The organism is Paenibacillus sp. MSJ-34 (assembly GCF_018918005.1).
GTDB lineage: Bacteria > Bacillota > Bacilli > Paenibacillales > Paenibacillaceae > MSJ-34.
In genome coordinates this window covers 1-22,227 of record NZ_JAHLPR010000028.1, presented here as the reverse complement: position 1 = coordinate 22,227, position 22,227 = coordinate 1, and the positions used below count along the sequence as shown (strand labels likewise).

The 22,227-nt window shown below is 48.9% G+C and carries 12 protein-coding genes; 9 read left to right on the top strand and 3 right to left on the bottom strand.

The genetic code is table 11. From position 1 onward, the window contains the following. Positions 1–4: 4 nt before the first annotated feature. The 3 genes from KQI79_RS15095 to KQI79_RS15085 are packed head-to-tail and all read right to left on the bottom strand — an operon-like array spanning position 5 to position 3,758. On the bottom strand, positions 5–1,096 hold the full coding sequence (locus tag KQI79_RS15095; protein ID WP_216539091.1) for a GerAB/ArcD/ProY family transporter: 1,092 nt from the start codon (positions 1,094–1,096) through the stop codon (positions 5–7). After that, complete coding sequence (locus KQI79_RS15090) at positions 1,093–2,277, bottom strand: Ger(x)C family spore germination protein (RefSeq protein WP_216539090.1); 1,185 nt, start codon at positions 2,275–2,277, stop codon at positions 1,093–1,095. The genes KQI79_RS15095 and KQI79_RS15090 overlap by 4 nt, the downstream gene beginning before the upstream one ends. After that, positions 2,274–3,758 (bottom strand): spore germination protein, encoded by a 1,485-nt coding sequence (locus tag KQI79_RS15085; protein WP_216539089.1) that lies wholly within the window; start codon positions 3,756–3,758, stop codon positions 2,274–2,276. The genes KQI79_RS15090 and KQI79_RS15085 overlap by 4 nt, the downstream gene beginning before the upstream one ends. Before the next feature lie 967 nt (positions 3,759–4,725). On the opposite strand from KQI79_RS15085, the gene KQI79_RS15080 reads away from it, so the two are divergent. The 9 genes from KQI79_RS15080 to KQI79_RS15035 all read left to right on the top strand — a co-directional run bounded on the left by KQI79_RS15080 (position 4,726) and on the right by KQI79_RS15035 (position 22,055). Next, on the top strand, positions 4,726–5,337 hold the full coding sequence (locus KQI79_RS15080) for a hypothetical protein (RefSeq protein WP_216539088.1): 612 nt from the start codon (positions 4,726–4,728) through the stop codon (positions 5,335–5,337). A gap of 48 nt (positions 5,338–5,385) precedes the next feature. Continuing rightward, a complete protein-coding gene (locus KQI79_RS15075) occupies positions 5,386–6,075 on the top strand; it encodes a response regulator transcription factor (protein WP_216539087.1) in 690 nt (229 codons plus the stop codon). Next, a complete protein-coding gene (locus KQI79_RS15070; protein WP_216539086.1) occupies positions 6,072–7,241 on the top strand; it encodes a sensor histidine kinase in 1,170 nt (389 codons plus the stop codon). The genes KQI79_RS15075 and KQI79_RS15070 overlap by 4 nt, the downstream gene beginning before the upstream one ends. Before the next feature lie 171 nt (positions 7,242–7,412). Then, positions 7,413–9,974, top strand: a complete 2,562-nt coding sequence (locus KQI79_RS15065) for a winged helix-turn-helix domain-containing protein (RefSeq protein ID WP_216539085.1) — start codon at positions 7,413–7,415, stop codon at positions 9,972–9,974. 153 nt (positions 9,975–10,127) lie between these two features. Then, positions 10,128–12,947, top strand: a complete 2,820-nt coding sequence (locus KQI79_RS15060) for an RCC1 domain-containing protein (RefSeq protein ID WP_216539084.1) — start codon at positions 10,128–10,130, stop codon at positions 12,945–12,947. Between the two features lie 74 nt (positions 12,948–13,021). Then, positions 13,022–13,351 carry an RCC1-like domain-containing protein gene (locus tag KQI79_RS15055; RefSeq protein ID WP_216539083.1) on the top strand — a complete coding sequence of 110 codons (330 nt, stop codon included), beginning with the start codon at positions 13,022–13,024 and terminating at the stop codon, positions 13,349–13,351. After that, the gene (locus KQI79_RS15050) at positions 13,306–16,176 is read left to right on the top strand and encodes an RCC1 domain-containing protein (protein ID WP_483311395.1); all 2,871 of its coding nucleotides are present in this window, start codon (positions 13,306–13,308) and stop codon (positions 16,174–16,176) included. Before KQI79_RS15055 ends, KQI79_RS15050 begins: the two co-directional genes overlap by 46 nt. Positions 16,177–16,503: 327 nt before the next feature. Then, the gene (locus tag KQI79_RS28270) at positions 16,504–18,543 is read left to right on the top strand and encodes an S-layer homology domain-containing protein (RefSeq protein ID WP_483311392.1); all 2,040 of its coding nucleotides are present in this window, start codon (positions 16,504–16,506) and stop codon (positions 18,541–18,543) included. 209 nt (positions 18,544–18,752) lie between these two features. Then, the gene (locus KQI79_RS15035; RefSeq protein WP_216539080.1) at positions 18,753–22,055 is read left to right on the top strand and encodes an S-layer homology domain-containing protein; all 3,303 of its coding nucleotides are present in this window, start codon (positions 18,753–18,755) and stop codon (positions 22,053–22,055) included. The last annotated feature ends 172 nt before the right edge of the window (positions 22,056–22,227 follow it).

The following is a 22,227-nucleotide window of genomic DNA, read 5'->3' as shown; positions in this document are numbered from 1 at the left end:
CAATTCATCCTCCTTTTCGCTTCTCGAACGTGCGTTTGACCCATGTTGTCACTAGCAACAAAAAGGGGATCAGTAGAACAAAGAAACTGTCATATATGAATGTATATTTTTCATCCCATTCCTCGTTTTGGATCGGGTTTTCATAGATGGACAAGGCGGTCGCCGACAACAAAATCGTCAAACCCAGAAAATGAGGCCACCGGGTTTTTGGACGAAATACTTGACGCAGCGTTTCGGAAGCTCCGTAAACGAGTACCAACAGCTTGATAAAAATCAGAATCAGTAAAATAACGGAGATAATGGAATGGATGTTGACGATCACCTCTCCGATGGAAATTTCCTGCACGGTCGTATACACTGGAAAGGTAAGTTGTGACGCCCTCTCCACTCCTAATAAACCGATAATCATAAACAAGGTCATGCTAAGAGAAAGGGAAGCGGTCAAGAGCCCAAGCAAAAAGGGGCGTGTTGCCCCCTGTTTGACCAGCGGAAAAAGCATCGTGAGCGCTATGGCTTCCATATAGGGAAAGCCCAAAAAGGAATGGTATTGCAAAATGGCACCCAGGCCGGAATGGAAAGCTGGCTGAAGTCTTCCCCAATCCCAGTTCACCATTGCCAGCAACAGAACAAACCAGAACGGGAAGAACAAAAACGGAGTGATGATTTGATTTAATCGTCCGATGGCTTCCGTCCCCTGAGCGACCGTGTAAAAGGCGACAAGCAAAAACATGACGTGAAAAACGGTTTTCGGCGTCTCCGGCATGATGGTTCCATTTAAAAAAACGCTTAAATTTCGAAGAGCCCATCCAGCCAAAATACAGAAATAAAGAAAATACAAGACGGAGACAAGCGTTCCCAGAGAACGTCCCCAAGCTTCCAGCGGGATTTGCACCAGACTTTTGCCCGGGTAGTATCGGAAAAGAAAAGTCCAGAACAGACCGACGAGTATGCCAAAACTTCCTGCCCACAAGGGCATGAGCCAGGCATCCTGTCCCGCCTGTACGACTAGCCGCCCGATCAGCACGAAAAGGGTGGTTCCGAGGATATAATTGATTGTCAGCAGATAAAACTGGAATCGGGAAATCATTGGCTTCATCCTGTTCCTCCATAAGGTTGACTCATGCTTCCCGTTCGGAGCAGCCGGGTATTTGCACGAATCTCAATTTGTACATTTTTCGCCGCTTGGTCGATATCCGGATGATTTGGCGTTTGTTTGCGCAACAAGTCGTTGATGCTTAACAGATCCCAGCCACGCTCCCTTATCATTTGATAGAAAGCAAGCGACTCGTCTGCTATGATCTGATTCAGTCTGTTTTCAAGTCTCTCCACCTCGTTCCGAGACTTCGGGACGGACTCGATTGTATAGGCAGTGGAAAGTTCGAGGTCCATGCGGATCCGAACGACAGGTTGGTCGGATTTCCAGAAGACCTCACGTTTTATGCGAACCAGTCTCAATTCCACGGATACCTGTTTTCCTTCCACCTGAAACTGTCGCACGTGGCGACCTCGATCGCCATTTAGCAAATGGTACCAGACCAGCTGCGTATCATTCAGTTTGCCCGCCATGCGATAATCACGGAAAACCGCCCCGCCTCGGATGATAAAGTTGTTTTGATTGGCGTCGATATCCGCCGACCTTTCCCCGCTGTTGGAAGAAGGTGCCTCTGTCATTCCGGTGATCAACGGTAATACGATCGTATCTGACTTTTCCATCCGTTCAATGACATCACTGACCTTGATCTGTTTTCCCACTAGGAGCGAATTCCGGATCAGCAGGTCGAGCCTGGAATCGATCGTGTCAGACGGCACCCGCTCCAGGGGAGTTAATGTTCTCATGACCTGAGATATCGATCCGTCGACAATCAGCATCGGGACCGACGAACGGCCATTAGGTTGCATTTCGATAAAGTTGACAATATCGCGTATGTTTTGTTTGGCCACCCGTCGAGAAACGAGCAGCACCTTGCAGTGGGCCATAAATAACTTGCGCGGCAACATTTTGTAAATCGTAGATTTGATTTCTCCAAAAGAGGATCCACTGATTTCGTAAGTGTATACAGGGGCTTGTTCGCCTCCCGACGTACCTTTGGCGGAAGTGCCGCTGAGCGGGTTGATGTTCTGGTAATATACGGTTATTTTTCCACTCTCAGGATCTCTGTCCACCCCCATCATACTGACCAGCGCCAGTTCGTTCATTTCCGTTCTGTCCCAGCAAGCCGTAAGCAGGGCGGTAAACATCATCAGGATGAACAGACCCGCTGCATACCGGTTGGTCATGTTTGATCCTCCAGATTACTTTTTCTCTTCATATTCCGAATATATCCGGGCAGACCGTTCGGATTCAGCCAGGGCCGGGGCAGCCGCACCAACACATCTTTCCAATCGGTTCCTATGTACGGGGAAGCGGGAGTGAAGTAAGGAACGCCAAAGGACTTAAGCGACACCAGATGGGCAACCAGAAACAGGGCACCGCATAAAATGCCGAAAAGGCCCATAAAGCCGGCCAACAGCACGAACGAAAAACGAAGCAGGCGTTGTGACATGCCAAAGCTGTAAACCGGAACGACAAAATTGGTGATGCCGGTTATGGCTACAACAATGACAATCGCGGCGGAAATGAGACCGGCTTCCACCGCCGCCTGCCCCAGTACAATCGCCCCCACGATCGAAAGCGCCTGTCCGACCGTTCGCGGCATACGCAGCCCCGCTTCCCGGATAATTTCAAACACGACTTCCATTAACAACACTTCGAAGATGGCGGGGAAGGGAACCCCTTCCCGCTGGGCGGACAAACTGATCAGGAGTTGGGTCGGGATCAGTTCCTGGTGGAACGTCGTGGCCGCGACATACAAGGAAGGGACGAACACGGCCGTAAAAAAGGAAATCAACCGAATCCAGCGAATAAACGTGGCGATGTCCGCTCGCTGATAATAATCTTCAGGAGAACTGAAAAACTCGAAAAACGTCATGGGGGCAAGCAGGACGTTGGGCGTTCCGTCCACCATTACGGCCACTTTACCATCCAGCAACTGGGCAGCTACCATATCTGGGCGCTCGGTGTTGGTAAGCGTCGGAAAAGGAGACCAAATCCGGTCCTGGATGAATTCCTCCACATAAGCGCTTTCCAGCACACTGTCCGTCCGGATGGCTGACAATCTGCCGCGCACTTCCCGGACCAGCGATTCCGGGGCGAGGTTCTCCATGTACACCATAAGCAAAGTCGTCCCGGTTTGATTGCCGATGTTCATTTTATCAAACCGGAGGAATGGGTTGCGGATTCTTTTGCGGACAAGCCCCACATTGGTCAGAATGCTTTCCGTAAAGCCTTCGTGCGGCCCGCGAATGGTCGATTCCGACTTCGGTTCTTCAATGGAGCGTTGTTTGGATTCGGTCACATTGATGAGACAAACGCGCTCCCTTGCAAAATCGGTTAGTGCGCAATGGCCTGCAAGGAGTGCTTTTACGGCATGTTCCCGCAACTGTTCATATGGATCGGAAAAGGAAAATTCGCGCAAAAAACCGCTTTCGGCGGAACGAGGCGCTTCCCCTTCGGAAAACGTATTTTCCGTGAACGATTTCAAAATGTATTCGTCAATCGTTTTTTTATTGACCATCGATTCCAGATATACGCACTGCACGGTTTGTTCCCCTTGGACAAACAAGGATCGGCAGACCAAGTCCGGGGGTAACCCGAGGGCTGATTGAATGTCTCCGAAAAAATCATTCTTGATCGATTGATTTTGTTTTTTTCTTGCCATCGACGAACCTCCAGATTCTCACATCTCATCATTATCATTATTTCCTATTGGGTGGATTCTTATTCCATTGGCAGTTATGCTGTTGCAAATTATCGTGAGGTGAAATCAAGATTCAGGTTACGACATTACTAAGTTATTCGATAGGTGAGGATGTCTAGTACATGACCGCAACTGCCGCAGTCTTCTTGAACATACTTCCCGTACTTGCTGGCATGAAGGTAGAAGCAGGTTTTTATAGATCCGCTCGCAGCATTCGCCAAAGTTGGATGATCTAACGTAAATACGACTCTCTTATTCATGATTTATAGATTATCGATTAGAAAAAAAAGAGGGTCGCCCGTTGACCTCATATTTGTGCACCGTCTGCAAAAACAGGCAGAACAATTCGGCTTTGCGGATCGCGTGACTATTCTGTTTGTAAACGAACTCCCCTAGTCCGTCGAGAACGAAAATGGGGTGGTGGTACGGGGCCGATTTGAAGACAGGAAGGTGTGCGCGTGGACAACCCAAGGCGGCTGTTTCCGTCGGTCTAACGCCCGCGCAGGCGCTCCGGCGTTAACTATCGGATTCATGGATATTACCGGCAAGGCGAATTTGATCGTATCCCTCAACATGGGCGCACACTCGCGCGAATTTTATTTGGGCCTTGCGATCATGTACTGACTCTTCTCTATCTGCTTCCCCGCCATCTACGGCGGTGACTCTGTCAGATCGTCGTGGATTTAACGGATCGACTGCCGGTTGTCATCGGAAAAGCTACCGGTTTTACTGGCAGGTTTGGGTGGACAGTATCATGTTTGATGGGGCTCGTGACTGCCTCGATAACCGTAAGCATCGTTCTCGCCCCAGAAGTTCCTCAGCTGACTTCCTCTTTTTCTGAAATACAGCTGTCTTAACAAAAATTTAACAACAGATCAAATACACTGTGGTTAAGTAGTCGGGGAAAAGAAAAAATGAGGTGAAAAAAATGAGAATGAAACGTTTTTTAATTACGGCTGTTTTGTTGATAACCGTGTTGCCCATGACCGCATTTGCCTTGGCAAATGATGCGCTGCCAGTAACGATTCAAACGAGTGATGTTGTTTCGAAGTCAGAGGATATTTCGGGTCAGTCTTCTGGAGCTGTTACAGTAAATCAACAAGCAATTTCTCAAGTGAATGACACAAACCCAACTTCAAGTGATGTCACTGTGGACGGGCAGCCGGTACACAAAATTCAACTATCAGAGGAAAACATCATTGAATTGAATCTTGGGGATTCTGACGATGTTGGTGTACAGGCTACTTATCCGGTTAACTTCAACTTGCCGGGATCATCACTTGCCACAATAAGTGATGGGTCTGGAAACCCGTGGTATTTGACTCGGAACGAAGAGGTAACCATATCATTGACATGGCTGCCTCGGGACGCTACACTTCGAGTTGGTTTAATCGACTCGGACAATACATTTTTTTATGTGAACTTTACAGGCGGTGCCGATAGTCGAACCTTTGTAGTGAATGTCGCTGACAACTATCGAGTGGGGATTTACAATACCGATACCCATCAAGTGACAGTCACCGGAAATATCACGATCTAAACAAAAACCATTCCCCGACTACATTGTTTTATGAGAGGTGAGCAAAAGATGCGGATGCTGGTAATTGAAGATGAGCAAGATTTGGCCAATGCGATTAAAAAAGGATTGGAAATGGAAGGATTTGCGGTAGATATTGCATTAGATGGAGAAGAAGGCTGTCACCTGGCGGAAATCCATGCCTACGATATCATCATCTTGGATTTAAACTTGCCAGATAGGAATGGGTTAGACGTGCTGCAACACATACGACATCTGTCCAAACAAATCAGAGTGCTGATTCTAACAGCGCTTTCTGATACATCTTCTCGTGTGAAAGGATTGAATTTGGGAGCGGACGATTATCTTGGTAAACCATTTGATTTTGAAGAACTGAAAGCAAGAATACGCGCCTTATTGAGACGTGATCTTTTACGAGAAAGCCCGTTGCTCACTTATGGCCCTATCGAGTTGAATCCGATTACGAAGACAGCAACTTGCGCTGGGCAACAGTTGACACTCACTCGTAAGGAGTTTGCCATATTACAGTATTTTTTATCTCATCCCGATCAAGTTATCTCTTCTGAACAATTGGTTGAACATGTGTGGGATCAGCATGCGGACCCTTTTTCCAGTTCCGTCAGGGTACATATTACGACTTTGCGTAGTAAGATAAGATCCGTTATCCATGCAAACTTTTTGAATACAGTGCCAGGGTACGGCTATCAACTGAACAAACAAATTGAGGAGTTGCCAAAATGACGAAAAGCAGGCGGCTTACATTGGCAGGAACAATCGTGTTGTGGAACCTGGGTTTAATCATATTGACAGGTGTGTTTCTGATGGTTTCGCTCAATATTTTCGTGCAAATTATGCTTCCTGCCGTCCATGTGAAGCCTAACGATATACTGCTTCCACAAGACCAAGAAGTGATCGTACCCACCATTGAAGTGAATCAGGTAAACGAAGAGGGAATGCTCATATCGGATGTAAGCTTTTCATCTGAATTGATCGCATTTAAAGGACAAGTTCTCCTTTTTTCGCTGATCTGTCTGATCATCATGATTATATTAGGTGGGGTCGGGGCGTTTTATCTCTCCAAAAGAAGTCTGTGGCCAGTGCGTTTATTGAGTGAACGGCTTATGAAAATCAATGCCAACGATTTGTCTGTGCAGCTTCCTGTTAAGGAACTGCCCAATGATGAATTGAAAGAATTAACGGAATCGTTCAATACCATGCTGAAAAAAATAGAACATGCTTTTCAACAGCAAGATCGTTTTATGGCCAATGCCGCTCATGAATTTAGAACTCCCTTGACGATTTTGAAGACGAATCTGGAAGTCTTGAGGAGTGACCCATCCGCGACTATGGAAGATTATCAGCAGCTCTCGGACATTTTTGAAAAGACGTTAAAACGAATGAATCATATGATCAATGAACTGCTTGTACTGGCTAAAAATAATGACCCGGATAAGGATGTGATTGAAGTTGGTTCGCTGATCCGTAAAGTAGTGAGTGAATTAAACGATTTAGCTTCAAGACAGACAATTTCTATTGAAATCCACAACCATCCTGGTGTTGAGATATACGGGAACGATCTTTTAATCCAGAGAGCCATTAGCAATCTGGTCGAGAACGCTATTATGTACAACAAGCCACAAGGAAAAGTGATCATCACATGCACAAGTCAAGAAGGCGAGTGTTTCGTTTCAATTATGGACACCGGAGATGGTATAGATGAAAAACACATTCCATTTATCTTTGAACCGTTTTATAGAACTTCGGAAGGCAGAAGGAAGAATAAGGCAGGCACAGGTCTAGGTCTGTCCATAACATTATCCATTATTAAAAAGCATGAGGGAACGATTGAATACAGTCGTGAGCAAACGATGAAAGGCTTTATCGTCCGCCTTCCTGTCATCGACTAGCGGAAAGATGTACTCCATTCTATTTCAAGTTAATAGTACCCCCAGCATTGTCGATCGAAGTGATTTGACATGCTCCGATAAGGCCCTACCTAAATAAAAGTTTTTTGGTAAAATAATAGAAAAAATGTTCATATCTTATGACGGTTGCCAAATAAGGGAGGGGGGCAAGCCATGATCATAGCCACGAAACTGCATATTCCTCGATCGCGAAGCTCGCTTGTTGTGCGTTCCCGTCTCACCCGGCGTTTGCATGAAGGGTTAGATCGCACGCTTACTTTGATCTCAGCTCCAGCCGGGTATGGCAAAACGACATTGCTCGGCGAATGGGTGATGACGCTGGAAAATCCCGTCGCCTGGGTCTCGCTTGATCAAGGGGATAATGATCGCACGCGCTTCTGGGCACATACCATTGCAGCGTTAAAACAAGCTTATCCGTCTTTTGACCAACAGGACGTCCTTCGTCATGCCGCAGAAGATCCATCGGGTGTGTCACTGATTGCTGCGCTCATCAACGGGCTACATCGCATTTCACACACGATGGTGCTCGTATGGGATGACTTTCATCATATCGAAGAAACGTCCATCTTGCAGGGCGTCACTTATCTGCTGGAACGTTTACCACTACATGTCCATCTCTATCTTGCAAGCCGAAATTCTCCAGCGCTTCCTCTTTCCAGACTACGAGCAGAAAATAGGCTGATCTCGTTGGAGGCGAGCGATCTCCGGTTTGTGCCGGACGAAACGACTGAATTTTTTGCGAAGTGCGGTGGTATACAATTATCCAATGAAGATGTGGCGACCGTACAAAAAAAGACAGAGGGTTGGGCAGTGGCGATGCGACTGGCGGTCTTGTCAATGCACGAACATACCGATCCCGTATCTCTAATCCGGAAGATGGCGGGGACGGAACGTGATATATCGGATTACTTCTTTGATGAGGTGTTAGCCCGACAATCCGCAACGATGCAGCAATTTTTACTCTATACTTCCATTTTGGACCGGATGAAGGGCGAACTTTGTCAAGCGGTAACCGGTATAGCCGAAAGTCATGCGTATCTGCAACAATTAGACAAGGAAAGCTTGTTTCTTGTAGCTTTGGACGAGTGGCGGGAGTGGTACAGGTATCATCATTTATTTCGGCAATTTTTGACGGCGCAGTTGAAAATGCGCGAGCCGCGGCAATGGCAAACACTTCACATGACAGCGGGAAAATGGTTGGAAGAGAACGGTTATCCGCATGAAGCGGTAGATCATTACCTTGCGGCTGCCGATTATGAACATGCGCTATCATTGATAGAGGTGATGACACCGGAGCTGATGACCAATGAATGGACGACGCTTTGCAAGTGGTTAAACGCAATTCCCGACACGCTGTTATTTGCCAGACCGATGATGCTGTTGACAAAACTCGCTTCCCAGTACTTGTCCGGGCATGTCGAAGCGGCCACTGACGGGTATTGGCAAGCGGTTCGCAGGCTAGAAGAGGACACAGATCCCCTTCCTCCTGAAGAAGCCGAAACATTGCAAGCCGGACTCGCTTTTCTGGCTGCATTTCGCACGTTTTTGGATCGTGATTTTGAATATGCCGTTCAATTTTCACATGAATATGTCGAGAAGCATCCGGAAGGCGATTTCTTCATTGAGTTTGGGAGCGACGAGGATGGCTATCATCCGGTGTGGGATATTTACGTGTCGGATGACAGCCTTCGATTGGCGGAGCAGGTGTTGACGTCCTTGCTGTCGATTTGGTCTGAAACCCGAAATGTCTATTTTGTTGCTCATCTTTATATCGACTTAGGCAAAATGCAGTACGAACGAAATCGCTTGGTCGAAGCGGAAAAGCTGATGCGCCAAGCCTATGATATTGGAAGATTGCATGATCATCGAAGCTTGGCGACCATCGCAGCGCTATGGCTTGCCCGCATTGCCGCCGTACAAGGAGACGAGGCGACGTCAAAGCACATATTACGCGAGCTAACCCAACTCACGTCCAAGACGGCGAATTCGCGTTTGTCCGGGAAAATCGCCTCGTTTCGCGCCATGCTGGGCAGGATGCATAGAGAAGAGAAACCGGTGAGACAATGGCTGAGAAAGAGCCGCTTGCGATTCCGTGATGAAATTCCGGTATCCATGATCAAGGAATACGATTTACTGGCCTCTATATTGGCGGAGCAAGGAAAAATGGAAGAAGCCGCAGCATTGACGGAGCGTCTACTCCAGCTGTCAATAGAAGAAGGACGGCAAAGCGACCGAATTCGTCTGCTCGTTCACAAGAGTATGATCCTATCCTTACAAGGAAAGATTTCGGACTCCATGGACGTGTTGGAAGAAGCGCTTGCATTGGCGTGGCCAGAAGGGTACATTCGAACCTTTGTTGACGAAGGAGCACCTGTTGGCCAATTATTGGATCAATATATCCAACTGCGTCAAAAACAGCATCGCCGCCCCAGCTATAAGGTGTCTTTATCCTATGTGAAACGGCTGCGGAGACTGATTCCGCAAGTCGAAAGGGAAGCCGGTACTCCCCATGAAGGAACGGTGGTCGTTTTAACAGACAGACAACAAAGCGTGCTTCGGTTGATGGAAACGGGAATGTCTAATAAAGAAATAGCACTCAAGCTGAATGTTTCCTTATCAACCATAAAAACACATATTAACAACATCTATGGAAAATTGCAATCCAAAAATCGATTACAAGCGTTGGAACGTGCCAGAACACTGCAGTTGTTCTGATTCGTTCCTTTTTTTATCCAAATAAACTCCACCCCCTTCTTCAACCTTTGTGATTTTTGTGACAGGCAGGGTTGATCACAAAGGGATTGGAAGTTTGTATAATAAATCAGATGAAGCTATAAAGAGATTAACCTGAAGGAGGATTTGTAAGAGATGAATCCATGGGGAAAAAGCATGAAACAATCATATAAAAGCAATAGGAGGAGCGGCTTGGTGAGGTTGTGCATCGCTTTGCTGCTCATCCAGTCGTTTCTGATCACGGTACCCTATGACAACGTGTCTGCTCAAGGGAGTTTTCATCCAGCCTTGAGTGATCGTTCGGGAGGAATCCTGCAAATCGCAGGAGGGCGGAATCATTCCTTAGCTTTAACAGCGGACGGGAAAGTGCTCGCCTGGGGGGAGAATAAAATTGACAAAACCATGGTCCCCATTGAAGTCCCCGATGAAGCGCAGTCCAATATTGTCTCGGTGAGCGCGGGAGATAATCACTCCCTGGCTCTCACAGTAAGCGGCGAGGTCATCGCCTGGGGGGGAGCAGAGGGAACCGATGTGCCGGAGGAAGCGAAGAGCGATATCGTAGCCATTGCTGCGGGACCTGGTGCCTTCCATTCGTTAGCCCTCACATCTTCGGGGAAAGTCATTGCCTGGGGGAGAAACGACTACGGACAAGCGAATGTACCTGATACAGCGAAAAGCGGCGTGATCGCGATTGCAGCGGGATATTGGCATTCTTTAGCGCTAAAAGAAGACGGAGATGTGATTGCGTGGGGAGATCGGGGAAGGGGAAAACTCAATGTGCCTGAAGAGGTGCAGGGCAAGGCAGTAGCCATTAGTACAGGAGCTCATCATTCTTTGGCATTAACTGAATCGGGGGAGGTGTTTGCTTGGGGGAGAAACGAGTTCGGAGAATCTTTTGTGCCGGAGGAAGCGAAAAGCGGGGTTGTCGCCATTGCGGCAGGGTATGTACATTCTCTTGCCTTGAAGTCTGACGGCTCTGTCATTGCCTGGGGCATTTCAGACAACACAGAATCGGACGACCACGGACAAACGGTTGTACCTGATGCAGCGAAAAGCGGCGTGATCGCGATTGCAGCGGGATTCTATCATTCGCTTGCCTTGAAAGAGGATGGGACGATCGTGGCCTGGGGTGATAATCGTTCAGGTCAACTCAACATTCCAACAAGTGATCTCAAAACGATCAAACTGACCGATCAAAGTGGTGGAGAATTGGAGTTCTTGTTTGATGTTTCGGAGCAGGAATACACTGTTCTAATTGATAATAGCGTCACTTCAGTGAATGTGCTGGCTACATTGGAAAACCCGGAGTATGCCGATGTGTATGTGAATGGTAAGCGACAATCCGATCAGGTCGAAGGAGTCAAGGTCGAAGTTGAAGGTGAACAAACAGTTGTTCAAGTGAAAGTATCCCCTTATTTGCAAGAAAGTAAAACGTATACGATCACGCTCTCACAAGAAGCGGAGCCAGAGCAAGTATCGAAGCCAGTCGCCAGTCCCGCGGGCGGTGCAGTCTTGGCTGGTACAACGGTGACGTTGAGCACGTATACGAACGATGCAATGATCTACTACACAACGGACGGCAGCACGCCTACTAGCAGCAGCATCGAATATACCGCGCCCATCGAAGTGACAACAGAGATGACGATTAAGGCGATTGCCGTAAAGAACGGCATGCTGGACAGTGAAGTGCTGGAGGAGCATTATACGATTGCAACGATACCTGCACCGGCGAATTTAACAGCTTCGGCAGCTGATCGTTCCGTTACATTAAAGTGGGATGCTGTCACGGGAACAGGCAGCGTGACTTACGCCGTTTACCAAGCGGAAGGCACATCAGCTCCTGTCGATCCGGCGAACTGGAAGCTCATTCAATCGAATGTTACAGCGAACTCCTACATCGTCACGGGATTGACGAATGGAACAACGTATGCATTTGTAGTGAAGGCTATCACTGTGAAGGGGGCCAGCGATTTCTCTAATGTAGCGATAGCGACCCCAAGAGCACCAGGAGGTAACAGCGGTTCCGGTGGTGGCGGGGGCGGTCGTATGTTATCCAACAATGCGGATCTTGCGGACCTGCAAGTATGGGCGGGAGGCAAACCGTTGAAGCTCAGCCCATCCTTTGCTTCGGGAACAACAGAATATACGGCACGTACAGAAGCCGAACAAGTGGAACTTGTAGTAAAAGAGGCGCATTCCGCAGCCAAAGTAATTCTACACGATAAAAAAGTCATAACCGACAGGGTGAAAGTCGATCTGGAGGAAGGCGACAATACGATTGAACTAACGGTACAAGCGGAGAATGGCACGAAGAAAAAATATACGTTGACCATTTATCGAGATGTGCCAAAGCCAACCGAACCGGTTATTGAAATAACAGACATCGCCGGACATTGGGCGGAAAGCTACATCAAGCGCGCCACAGCGAAAGGCATCGTCAGCGGTTATCCAGACGGCGCATTTAAACCGAACCATCCGGTCACCCGCGCCGAGTTTACCGTGATGCTGGCAGGTGCTATGAAACTGGCAGGTAACGGTTCTGCGCTAACTTTCACGGATCATGACCGGATCGGCGGATGGGCCAAGCAAGCTGTTGCGCAGGCCGTACAAGCGGGCATCGTGGTTGGATTCAGCGATGGCAGCTTCCGGCCAAACACGCAGATCACACGCGTAGAAATGGCGGTGATGGTCGCCCGGGCGCTACAACTGGAGCTTAACGCGAATGCGTTACCCGGTTTTGCCGATGATGAAGCGATTCCGCAGTGGGCGAAAGGGGCCGTTGAAGCCATCCGCAAACTTGGCATTGTCGATGGACGCGGCGGAAACCGTTTTGTGCCGAACGAAACGGCTACCCGCGCAGAAGCGACGGTGATGCTGCTTCGGTTGATGGAGAATATCTCCGTCCCATCTCTCAATGTGCCTGCCAAAGAAGCACTAGGTTCCACGATTTTTTAAAAAAGAGGGCTTACACAGCCATCGATTCGATTAGCCATTGTTCAATGGCAGCATATGGAAGGAGGATTGCAGTAATGATGAATTCAATGAAGTACCCGATAAAGCATGTATCCCTATGGCTGATTGCCATGCTCTTGCTCAATCTGTTTCAATCGCTGCTGGTTATACCAACGCCGGCTTTGGCTCAAGAATCCGAAACCAATGCAAACGTGATCGGCGTATTATCGTTCGGATTGAATAATTATGGCCAATTGGGACATGACAATAAGGAAAATCAACACACGCCAAAGAAAATCGAAGGTTTGTCAAACGTTCAGGCGATTGTGGCGGGTACTTATCATTCCCTTGCTTTAACGAAATCAGGAGAATTGTACTTGTTCGGATTGATAATTATGGTCAATTAGGATATGGCGATACGGATGATCTACTTACGCCAAAGAAAATCGGAGGTTTGTCGGACATTCAAGCGATTGCTGCCGGGTATAATTATTCCCTTGCTTTAACGAAATCAGGAGACGTGTACTCGTTTGGATATGGTGGTGTTGGCCAATTGGGACATGACAATAGGGAAAATCAACACACGCCAAAGAAAATCGAAGGTTTGTCAAACGTTCAGGCGATTGCGGCAGGCATGTATCATTCCCTTGCTTTAACGAAATCAGGAGACGTGTACTCGTTCGGATTGAATAATTATGGCCAATTAGGACATGACGATACGAATGAACTACTTACGCCAAAGAAAATCGAAGGTTTGTCAAACGTTCAGGCGATTGTGGCGGGTACTTATCATTCCCTTGCTTTAACGAAATCAGGAGACGTGTACTCGTTCGGATTGAATAATTATGACCAATTAGGACATGGCGATAAGAAAAATCAACACACGCCGAAGAAAATCGAAGATTTGTCGGACATTCAAGCGATTGCTGCCGGGCATAATCATTCCCTTGCTTTAACGAAATCAGGAGACGTGTACTCGTTTGGATATGGTGGTGTTGGCCAATTGGGACATGACAATAGGGAAAATCAACACACGCCAAAGAAAATCGAAGGTTTGTCAAACGTTCAGGCGATTGTGGCGGGTACTAATCATTCCCTTGCTTTAACGAAGTCAGGAGACGTATATTCATTTGGAGATGGTTGGTATGGCCAATTGGGACATGACAATAGGGAAAATCAACACACGCCGAAGAAAATCGAGGGTTTGTCGAACATTCAGGCGATCGCTGCCGGGTATAATCATTCCCTGGTGCTTGCCGTTGAAGAAGACAGCACCCCTGTCCCCCCAACTGATCAAGTCGCCAAGCCAGTAGCAGATCCGTCCGGCGGTGAGGTTCCATCAGGCACGAAGATAACATTAAGCACGACAACGGAAGACGCAACGATTTACTACACGACGGACGGGAGCGAACCATCGAGCAGCAGCAGTGCCGAATATATCGCGCCCATCGAAGTGACGGAGGAAATGACGATCAAGGCAATTGCGGTGAAGGAGGGCATGTTGAACAGCGACGTGCTGGAGGAGCGGTATACGATCCTGGAACAGGTCGCCAAGCCAGTTGCAGATCCGTCCGGCGGTGAGGTTCCATCAGGCACGAAGATAACATTAAGCACGACAACGGAAGACGCAACGATTTACTACACGACGGACGGGAGCGAACCATCGAGCAGCAGCAGTGCCGAATATATCGCGCCCATCGAAGTGACGAAGGAAATGACGATCAAGGCAATTGCGGTGAAGGAGGGCATGCAGGACAGCAAAGTGCTGGAGGCGAAGTATACGATCCGACTTCCTGATCAAGTCGCCAAGCCAGTTGCAGATCCGTCCGGCGGTGAGGTTCCATCAGGCACGAAGATAACATTAAGCACGACAACGGAAGACGCAACGATTTACTATACGACCGACGGAAGCACGCCGTCGAGCAGCAGCGCCAAATATAACGATCCCATCGAAGTGACGGAGGAAATGACGCTCAAGGCGATTGCGGTGAAGGACGGCATGCAGAACAGCGATGTGATGGAGGAGCATTATACGATTGCAACGATACCTGCACCGGCGAATTTAACAGCTTCTGCGGCTGATCGCTCCGTTACATTGCAGTGGGATGCGGTCACGGGAACAGTTAGCGTGACATACGCCGTTTACCAAGCGGAAGGCACATCAGCACCTGTCGATCCGAAGAACTGGAAGCTCCTTCAATCGAATGTTACAGCGAACTCCTACATCGTTACGGGATTGACGAATGGAACAACGTATGCATTTGCAGTAAAAGCTGTCTCTGAAGAAGGGGTCAGCGATTTCTCCAATGTAGTGACAGCGACCCCAAGCGCCCCAAGCGCACCAGGCGGTAACAGCGGTTCCGGCGGAGGCGGAGGTGGGCATGCGCTGTCCGGCAACGCCAGGCTTGCCGATCTGCAGGTATGGGCGGAAGGCAAATCATTGAAGCTCAGCCCATCCTTTGCTTCGGGAACAACAGCATATACGGCCCATACAGAAGCCGAACGAATTGAGATCGTGGTCAAAGAAGCTCACTCCGCAGCGAAAGTCATATGGAAGGACAAGGTAATTACGGATAGAATTCAAGTTGATCTGATGGAAGGCGACAATACGATTGAACTAACGGTACAAGCGGAAAACGGCACGAAGAAAACCTATACGCTGACCATATACCGTGAACAGCCAAAGCCAACCGAACCGGTTATTGATATTACCGACATCGCCGGACATTGGGCGGAAAGCTACATCAAGCGCGCCGCAGCGAAAGGGATCGTCAGCGGCTATCCAGACGGCACATTTAAACCAGACCATCCGGTTACTCGCGCCGAGTTTACCGTGATGCTGGCAGGTGCATTGAAACTGGAAGGGCAAGGTGCTGCGCTAACTTTCACGGATCATGAGCAGATCGGCGAATGGGCGAGGCAAGCCGTAGCGCAGGCTGTGCAAGCGGGCATCGTGGATGGGTACAACGATGGCAGCTTCCGTCCAAACGCACAGATCACCCGCGTAGAAATGGCTGCGATGATCGCTCGGGCGTTACAACTACAGCTTAACGCTAACGCGTCAACCGGCTTTGCCGATGATGAAGCGATTCCGCAGTGGGCGAAAGGTGCGGTCGAAGCCATCCGCAAACTTGGCATTGTCGATGGCCGCGGCGGAAACCGTTTTGTGCCGAACGAAACGGCTACCCGTGCAGAAGCGACGGTGATACTGCTAAGATTGTTGGATAGATGATAGAGCATCGTGCTGACAAGTATTTCCCTCATCGTCACGAAGTGAAATCAATGTCCGTCCTATATAGACTGGAAACGCACTTGTAATCTGTATGCTGCATGATGACGATCACCGGAAAGCCGTATGAGGGAAAACCTCACGTACGGTTTGATGAGGAGGGGCTGGCTCCGCCCAGCCTTTCACTCTAGCTTCAATGTTTTCAGTTTGAAATGAGTAAATCTTTTTATAATGGTTGCCAGGTTTTTAGCGTTTTCTTCATTGATACATTGATACAAAGGCGGTTCGATTACTTCATCAGCGGCCATCGGTGCCGATGGTACGATTTATGTGGGTTCTTACGATGGACATTTATATGCGATCGGGCAGGTTGATATAAATGCTCCGACTAACGTAACGGCAAAGGCTGGAGAAAGGTCTGTGCAGCTTGAATGGGAGGTGGTTTCTGATGCCTCCTCTTACGCAATCTATATGGCTACAGGATCAGAGCCGCCGGATACGCAGGATTTATCGAACTGGAAACCATTAAATGACGAGCCGCTTATGGACACATCATGGCTGGTTGATGAGTTAAAGGCAGGAACAAAATATTGGTTTGCTGTGCAAGCCGTTACTGAAGGGAATAGTAGAAGCCAGTTGTCAGCTCCGGTTAGCGCAACGCCGTATGCTGTGGTAAAAGCGGTGAATGATCTCAATACGCTTGAAATAAGCAAGCATATCACGAGCGATCAATTAGCGCAATATTTGCCAATCGAGGTTTCTATACAACTGCACAACGAGACGTTAGAGCCGGATGTGGGAGTCAATTGGGAAATAGTGAATTCTGATTACAATCCGGATCAATCTGGGACATATTGGATATCTGGAAGCTTGCAATTGCCCGAATATTATCTGAACCCGGATAAATTGAAGGCAAAGCTACAGGTTCGTGTTTTACCGGGGTCGAATGCCAAGTTGTCTGAGATTCGAATCAATGGTAAAATTTTAGAAAATTTCAATCCGGATCTGTTTACTTATTATTTGACGGTACCTTATTCAATGGATCGCGTGACAGTAACAGCTTCAACTTACGACTCATCGGCATCGTATGAGGTGATTGGTGGGCAAGAAGCGGTGCTCGAGATCGGTGACAATTCGATTTATATCCAAGTTATATCAGAAAATGAAAAGGAGGAGCGCACTTATTCTTTATACATTGAGCGCCAACTGCTAACGATTACGGAAATTCAAAGGCCAGATACGATATATGTGCCTTATAACACGAAGTTGCAGGATGTTTCCGTACCCGATTCGGTGTATGTTACGTTGGACGATCTTCGCACGATTGAGGTGCAAGTGAGCTGGAATGAAGTTCACCCTGAATACAATGGCAAGGTGGCTGGTCGTTATGAATTTATAGGCACCTTGCAATTGCCTGAGTGGGTGAACAATCCGCTGAATATCAAGGCGAAGGTAAGTGTGATCGTGCTGGACGAGCGTAAGCGAAGCTCCTCGTCATCACCGTCTTCCCGTACGGATCGTGTTTCCAGCGATGCCAAGCTTTCATCACTGGAAATATGGGCAAACGGTCGGATGTTAACTTTACAACCTTCGTTTGCTCCTGATGTGCATGATTACACCGTATTTACAGATGCAGAGGAAATGGTATTTATTGCTCAAGCAGCGCACGATGCGGCCGAAGTGTACGTTGATGGTGTACTTTTGTCACGCTCGGTGCCGATCAGCAAGAAGCTGACAAGTGGCAACAATGAGTTCACGTTTGTCGTTCGTGCGGAAGACGGTACCGAGAAGCGATATACGCTGACCGTGATTCGAGAGACGGCTACTCATGAATCGTCGATGCCATTTTCTGATATTGCCGGACACTGGGCGGAGGACTACATCATGCGTGCTGTAGAGAAAGGCATCGTCAGCGGTTATCCAGATGGCACATTTAAACCGAATCATCCAGTCACACGCGCCGAGTTTACTGTGATGCTGGCAGGTGCATTGAAACTGGAAGGTGACGGCTCCGCGCTAACTTTCACGGATCATGACCGGATCGGCGGATGGGCGAAGCAAGCCGTTGCGCAGGCCGTACAAGCGGGCATCGTGGATGGATACAACGATGGCAGCTTCCGGCCAAACGCACAGATCACCCGCGTAGAAATGGCGGTGATGATCGCTCGGGCGTTACAACTACAGCTTAACGCGAATGCGTCAACCGGCTTTGCCGATGATGAAACGATTCCGCAGTGGGCGAAAGGTGCGGTCGAAGCCATCCGCAAACTTGGCATTGTCGATGGCCGCGGCGGAAACCGGTTTGTGCCGAACGAAACGGCTACCCGTGCAGAAGCGACGGTGATGCTGCTAAGATTGTTGGATAGATGATAGAGCATCGTGCTGACAAGTATTTCCCTCCGATTGGGAAGCGATCAGTTCCGACGAATCCGGGGAACAACAGCAGTGCGTGAACAAGGCCATGCTTGCGATGGAAAGAATTGATCTGGAAGCCTTGGAGAAGGCGAGGAGTGGACTTTATGACGGACAATGATGTGGAACTTGCGGTCTCCGCACATTAGAAAGGAAGTGAAAGGAAAATGAGACCGTTTAAATCATCCGTTCTGTTGGCGGCGTTAGTTCTTTTTTTCGGATGGACCTGGACACAACTGTTTGGGAATGTCGGCATATCGGTTCAGGCCGCCGATGACGGTGCATTCGCGCCGTTAAGCAGTGATTTTGCCGGCGGCTCAGGCACGGAAGAAGCCCCGTATATTATCGAAACCGCTGAACAGCTGAACAAAGTGAGAGATTATCTGGATGCCCATTTCAAATTGGGAGCCGATATTAATCTTTCAACTTACAGTTCCGGAGAAGGATGGTTGCCAATCGCAACGGAATACTCTTCTCCTTTTACCGGAACATTTGATGGCAACGGCTATCAAATTACAGGTTTAAAGATCAACCGTGAAGATGAGAACTACCAATCTTTGTTTGGAGTAACGTCAGAAACGGCTGTCATCCGGAATGTCCATCTCGAGGTCGTGGAGATCAAGGGGTATGATTACATCGGCGGGTTAGTAGGGTATAGCTACGGGATGATTGAAAACAGTACGGTAACGGGAACCCTTATTCGAGGAGAAATGAAGGTTGGCGGGTTAGCCGGTATTGTTAGAAATGACGTGATCGGGTCATCCGCCCATATCGAAGTTGTCGGAGAGCGTGAAGTCGGGGGTCTGGCAGGTCTATTTAGGGGTTCGACTGGTAAAAAGATTACGATTCGCGATTCATTTGCAACTGGTGACGTTGCGGGCATAAATAATCTTGTAGGTGGTTTAGTTGGCATAATTTCATCGGGAAATATAGGAAGTGTCAATGAAATCACGAATTCATATGCGACTGGGGAGGTTAATGGAGACCAGCTTGTAGGTGGATTTGTTGGTAAAGCTGAAGCCCTTCCATCTGGTGTGGTCAGAATTAAGAACTCCTATGCGACAGGGAATGTCAACGGTAAGCAATACGTGGGTGGTTTGATCGGATTTAATGTTACAAATGGTTACGATTCGCCAATAAGTTCAGTGATAGAAGTTGAGCATTGTTACGCGACAGGCAAGGTAACAGGTCATTCTGAGACTGGCGGGCTGGTCGGGGCGAATAATGAATATGAAGAAAGAGGAAATATCATTGAGGTCGCCGGCAGCTACTGGTTGACCGATAGCTATACGGATGGTGAACTCCCTGACAATGGAATCGGAATACCTGTGGAAGAGGCGGATCTCCGCGATCCGGAAACATTTAAGGATTGGGATCTCACAGAGGGCTGGTACCAGTACAACGGACATCGGCCATTTCTCCAATGGCAAAACCCGCTCATCTCCTGGGCTGCGTCCATTGCAAACGATCAGTTGAACCTTGACGACAAGACCCACATTACCGTGAATACGGAACATCAAAACGGGGATCGCTACAATGCGACAACAACCGCCAGGTATAGCGTTGATCCGGATGACCCCGAAATTGTGCGTGTTGATCCTAACGGGGAGGTCAGCACCGTCAAAGGCGGCAAAGCGACGATCACCGTCTCCTTATTCGACAAGTCCGAGACTCTCGACATCGTCGTGGACAGCGGAAATCCGGAACCGCCGACGATCACCCTTCATCCCGACGGCTGGACCAATGCTGCCAAAGTGGAAGTGGCGATCGACCACAGCGCCGCTAACCCAAGGCAGACAGATGTTCACACGATTCGTGTGAAAGTCGGCGACAAGGAGTGGGAGGATCGTGCATTTAACGGTACACCTATCCGCTTAGAGGTGACGGAAGAAGGGCAAACGAAGATCCAGGCGCAAGCGATGGATGACATCGGCAATAAGAGTACGATCGTTGAGCGGACCGTGAAGATCAGCAGAAGCGGCCTGAAGCTGGATGTGGATTTGTATTTTACCGATAATGACAGTAAAGCATATCCCAGCGGAACGTGGACGAACCAAAGTGTGACCGCAGCGGTTTATGCTTCTCATGACCACGGGATCGCGTTGCGGCCCATTGCATATTCGTTGGATGAAGGAGCGGCTTGGGAGATTTATCATGATCCGCTCGACTTCACAACAGAGGGGCAGTACTCGCTTTGGTTCAGAGTGGAAGATGTATTAGGCAATGAAATGAGCGAGCATGTACTCATCCGTATCGATCACACGAATCCGGAGATCGATTTGAAACCCGACGGCGATGAAACCCTTTCGCGGACCATATCCAGTCAAGTCAACGTGAAGGACGACGGCAGCGGGATCGATGCCGCTTCCCTCCGTTATGTTTGGTCAACGAGTTCAGACCCGTTGGATGAACATGCATATTGGCAACCTTTCATTAACCAAAGCACGTTGAGTCATGCAGACAAAAACGGCGGCGACTGGTATTTGCACATTTACGCCAAAGATCAGGTTGGTCAAGAGAGTTACCGAATATCCCGGCGCTTTCGTTTAGAGCGGGAGCCGGTTTCTTCAGAACCGCCGAGTCCGCCTGTCTATATCCGCTCCGGCAATGCAACACTGAGGGAGCTCATCTTGTCAGAAGGCGCGTTGATACCGGAATTTTCGGGGGACATTACGACGTACAAGGCTTTGATCCCGCATGATGCTGACAGCATCCAGCTCACGATCCGTGCTGCACATCATCAGGCTGGAATCAGCGTGAATGGTCGGCAAGTCCGGAGTGATCAGGGAAGCATTCGCATCCCCTTGCACACGGATACGGATATCATTGACATCGTGGTCACTGCAGAAGACGGAACGCGCAGAACGTATTCCATCACCGTGGAACGTATGCAAGAGGAGATGCCGGACCCGCCTTCCCCGGAGCCGTTATTTGCGGATATTGCGGGTCATTGGGCGGAGCCGTTCATTCAGGAAGCCTATGCAAAAGGCATCGTTGCCGGATACCCTGACGGTACGTTTAGACCGGATCATGCCGTCACCCGCGCTGAATTTACGTTGATGCTCGTTCGTGCCTTGCGGCTGGAAGGAGAAGCGGGAGGCGATGCGCCTGCTTTTGCGGACGGGGAGCAAATTGGCGAATGGGCAAAGCAAGCGATTGATTTGGCGGCAAGGGCAGGCATTGTTTCAGGATATGAAGATGGAACATTTCGACCTGGTCGCCCGGTCACTCGTGTGGAAATGGCGGTGATGATCGCAAGAGCAACAGGAGCGGAGTTGACCGACCATACGCACACCCGATTTGCAGACGATGCCCGTATTCCGGCATGGGCGAAAAGTTACGTGGAAGAGGTTCGTATCATGGGCATCATTCACGGTCGCGATCGCAATCTCTTCGCGCCGAATGAGACGCTGACCCGCGCGGAAGCGGTCACCAGTATCCTGAGATTGTTGGAGCTGTTGTCACAATAAGGTTTGGTGCAGAAGCGCTTTTGCTTCTGCACCTTTTTTTGCGGCGTGCCCAACTAAGCACGCATCTTCTAGCCGGTGAAAGTCCGGTCGCGGGAAGGGCCAAGCCCCCGCGTAGCTAGGATACCTACGTATGGCGAAATCTGTACGTAGAAGCGTATCGACGAAAGTACCT

Bases quoted from the DNA above. Each gene is read 5' to 3' on its own strand.
- KQI79_RS15095 (WP_216539091.1), bottom strand. From the start codon at position 1,096: ATGAAGCCAATGATTTCCCGATTCCAGTTTTATCTGCTGACAATCAAT.
- KQI79_RS15090 (WP_216539090.1), bottom strand. From the start codon at position 2,277: ATGACCAACCGGTATGCAGCGGGTCTGTTCATCCTGATGATGTTTACC.
- KQI79_RS15085 (WP_216539089.1), bottom strand. From the start codon at position 3,758: ATGGCAAGAAAAAAACAAAATCAATCGATCAAGAATGATTTTTTCGGA.
- KQI79_RS15080 (WP_216539088.1), top strand. From the start codon at position 4,726: ATGAGAATGAAACGTTTTTTAATTACGGCTGTTTTGTTGATAACCGTG.
- KQI79_RS15075 (WP_216539087.1), top strand. From the start codon at position 5,386: ATGCGGATGCTGGTAATTGAAGATGAGCAAGATTTGGCCAATGCGATT.
- KQI79_RS15070 (WP_216539086.1), top strand. From the start codon at position 6,072: ATGACGAAAAGCAGGCGGCTTACATTGGCAGGAACAATCGTGTTGTGG.
- KQI79_RS15065 (WP_216539085.1), top strand. From the start codon at position 7,413: ATGATCATAGCCACGAAACTGCATATTCCTCGATCGCGAAGCTCGCTT.
- KQI79_RS15060 (WP_216539084.1), top strand. From the start codon at position 10,128: ATGAATCCATGGGGAAAAAGCATGAAACAATCATATAAAAGCAATAGG.
- KQI79_RS15055 (WP_216539083.1), top strand. From the start codon at position 13,022: ATGATGAATTCAATGAAGTACCCGATAAAGCATGTATCCCTATGGCTG.
- KQI79_RS15035 (WP_216539080.1), top strand. From the start codon at position 18,753: ATGAGACCGTTTAAATCATCCGTTCTGTTGGCGGCGTTAGTTCTTTTT.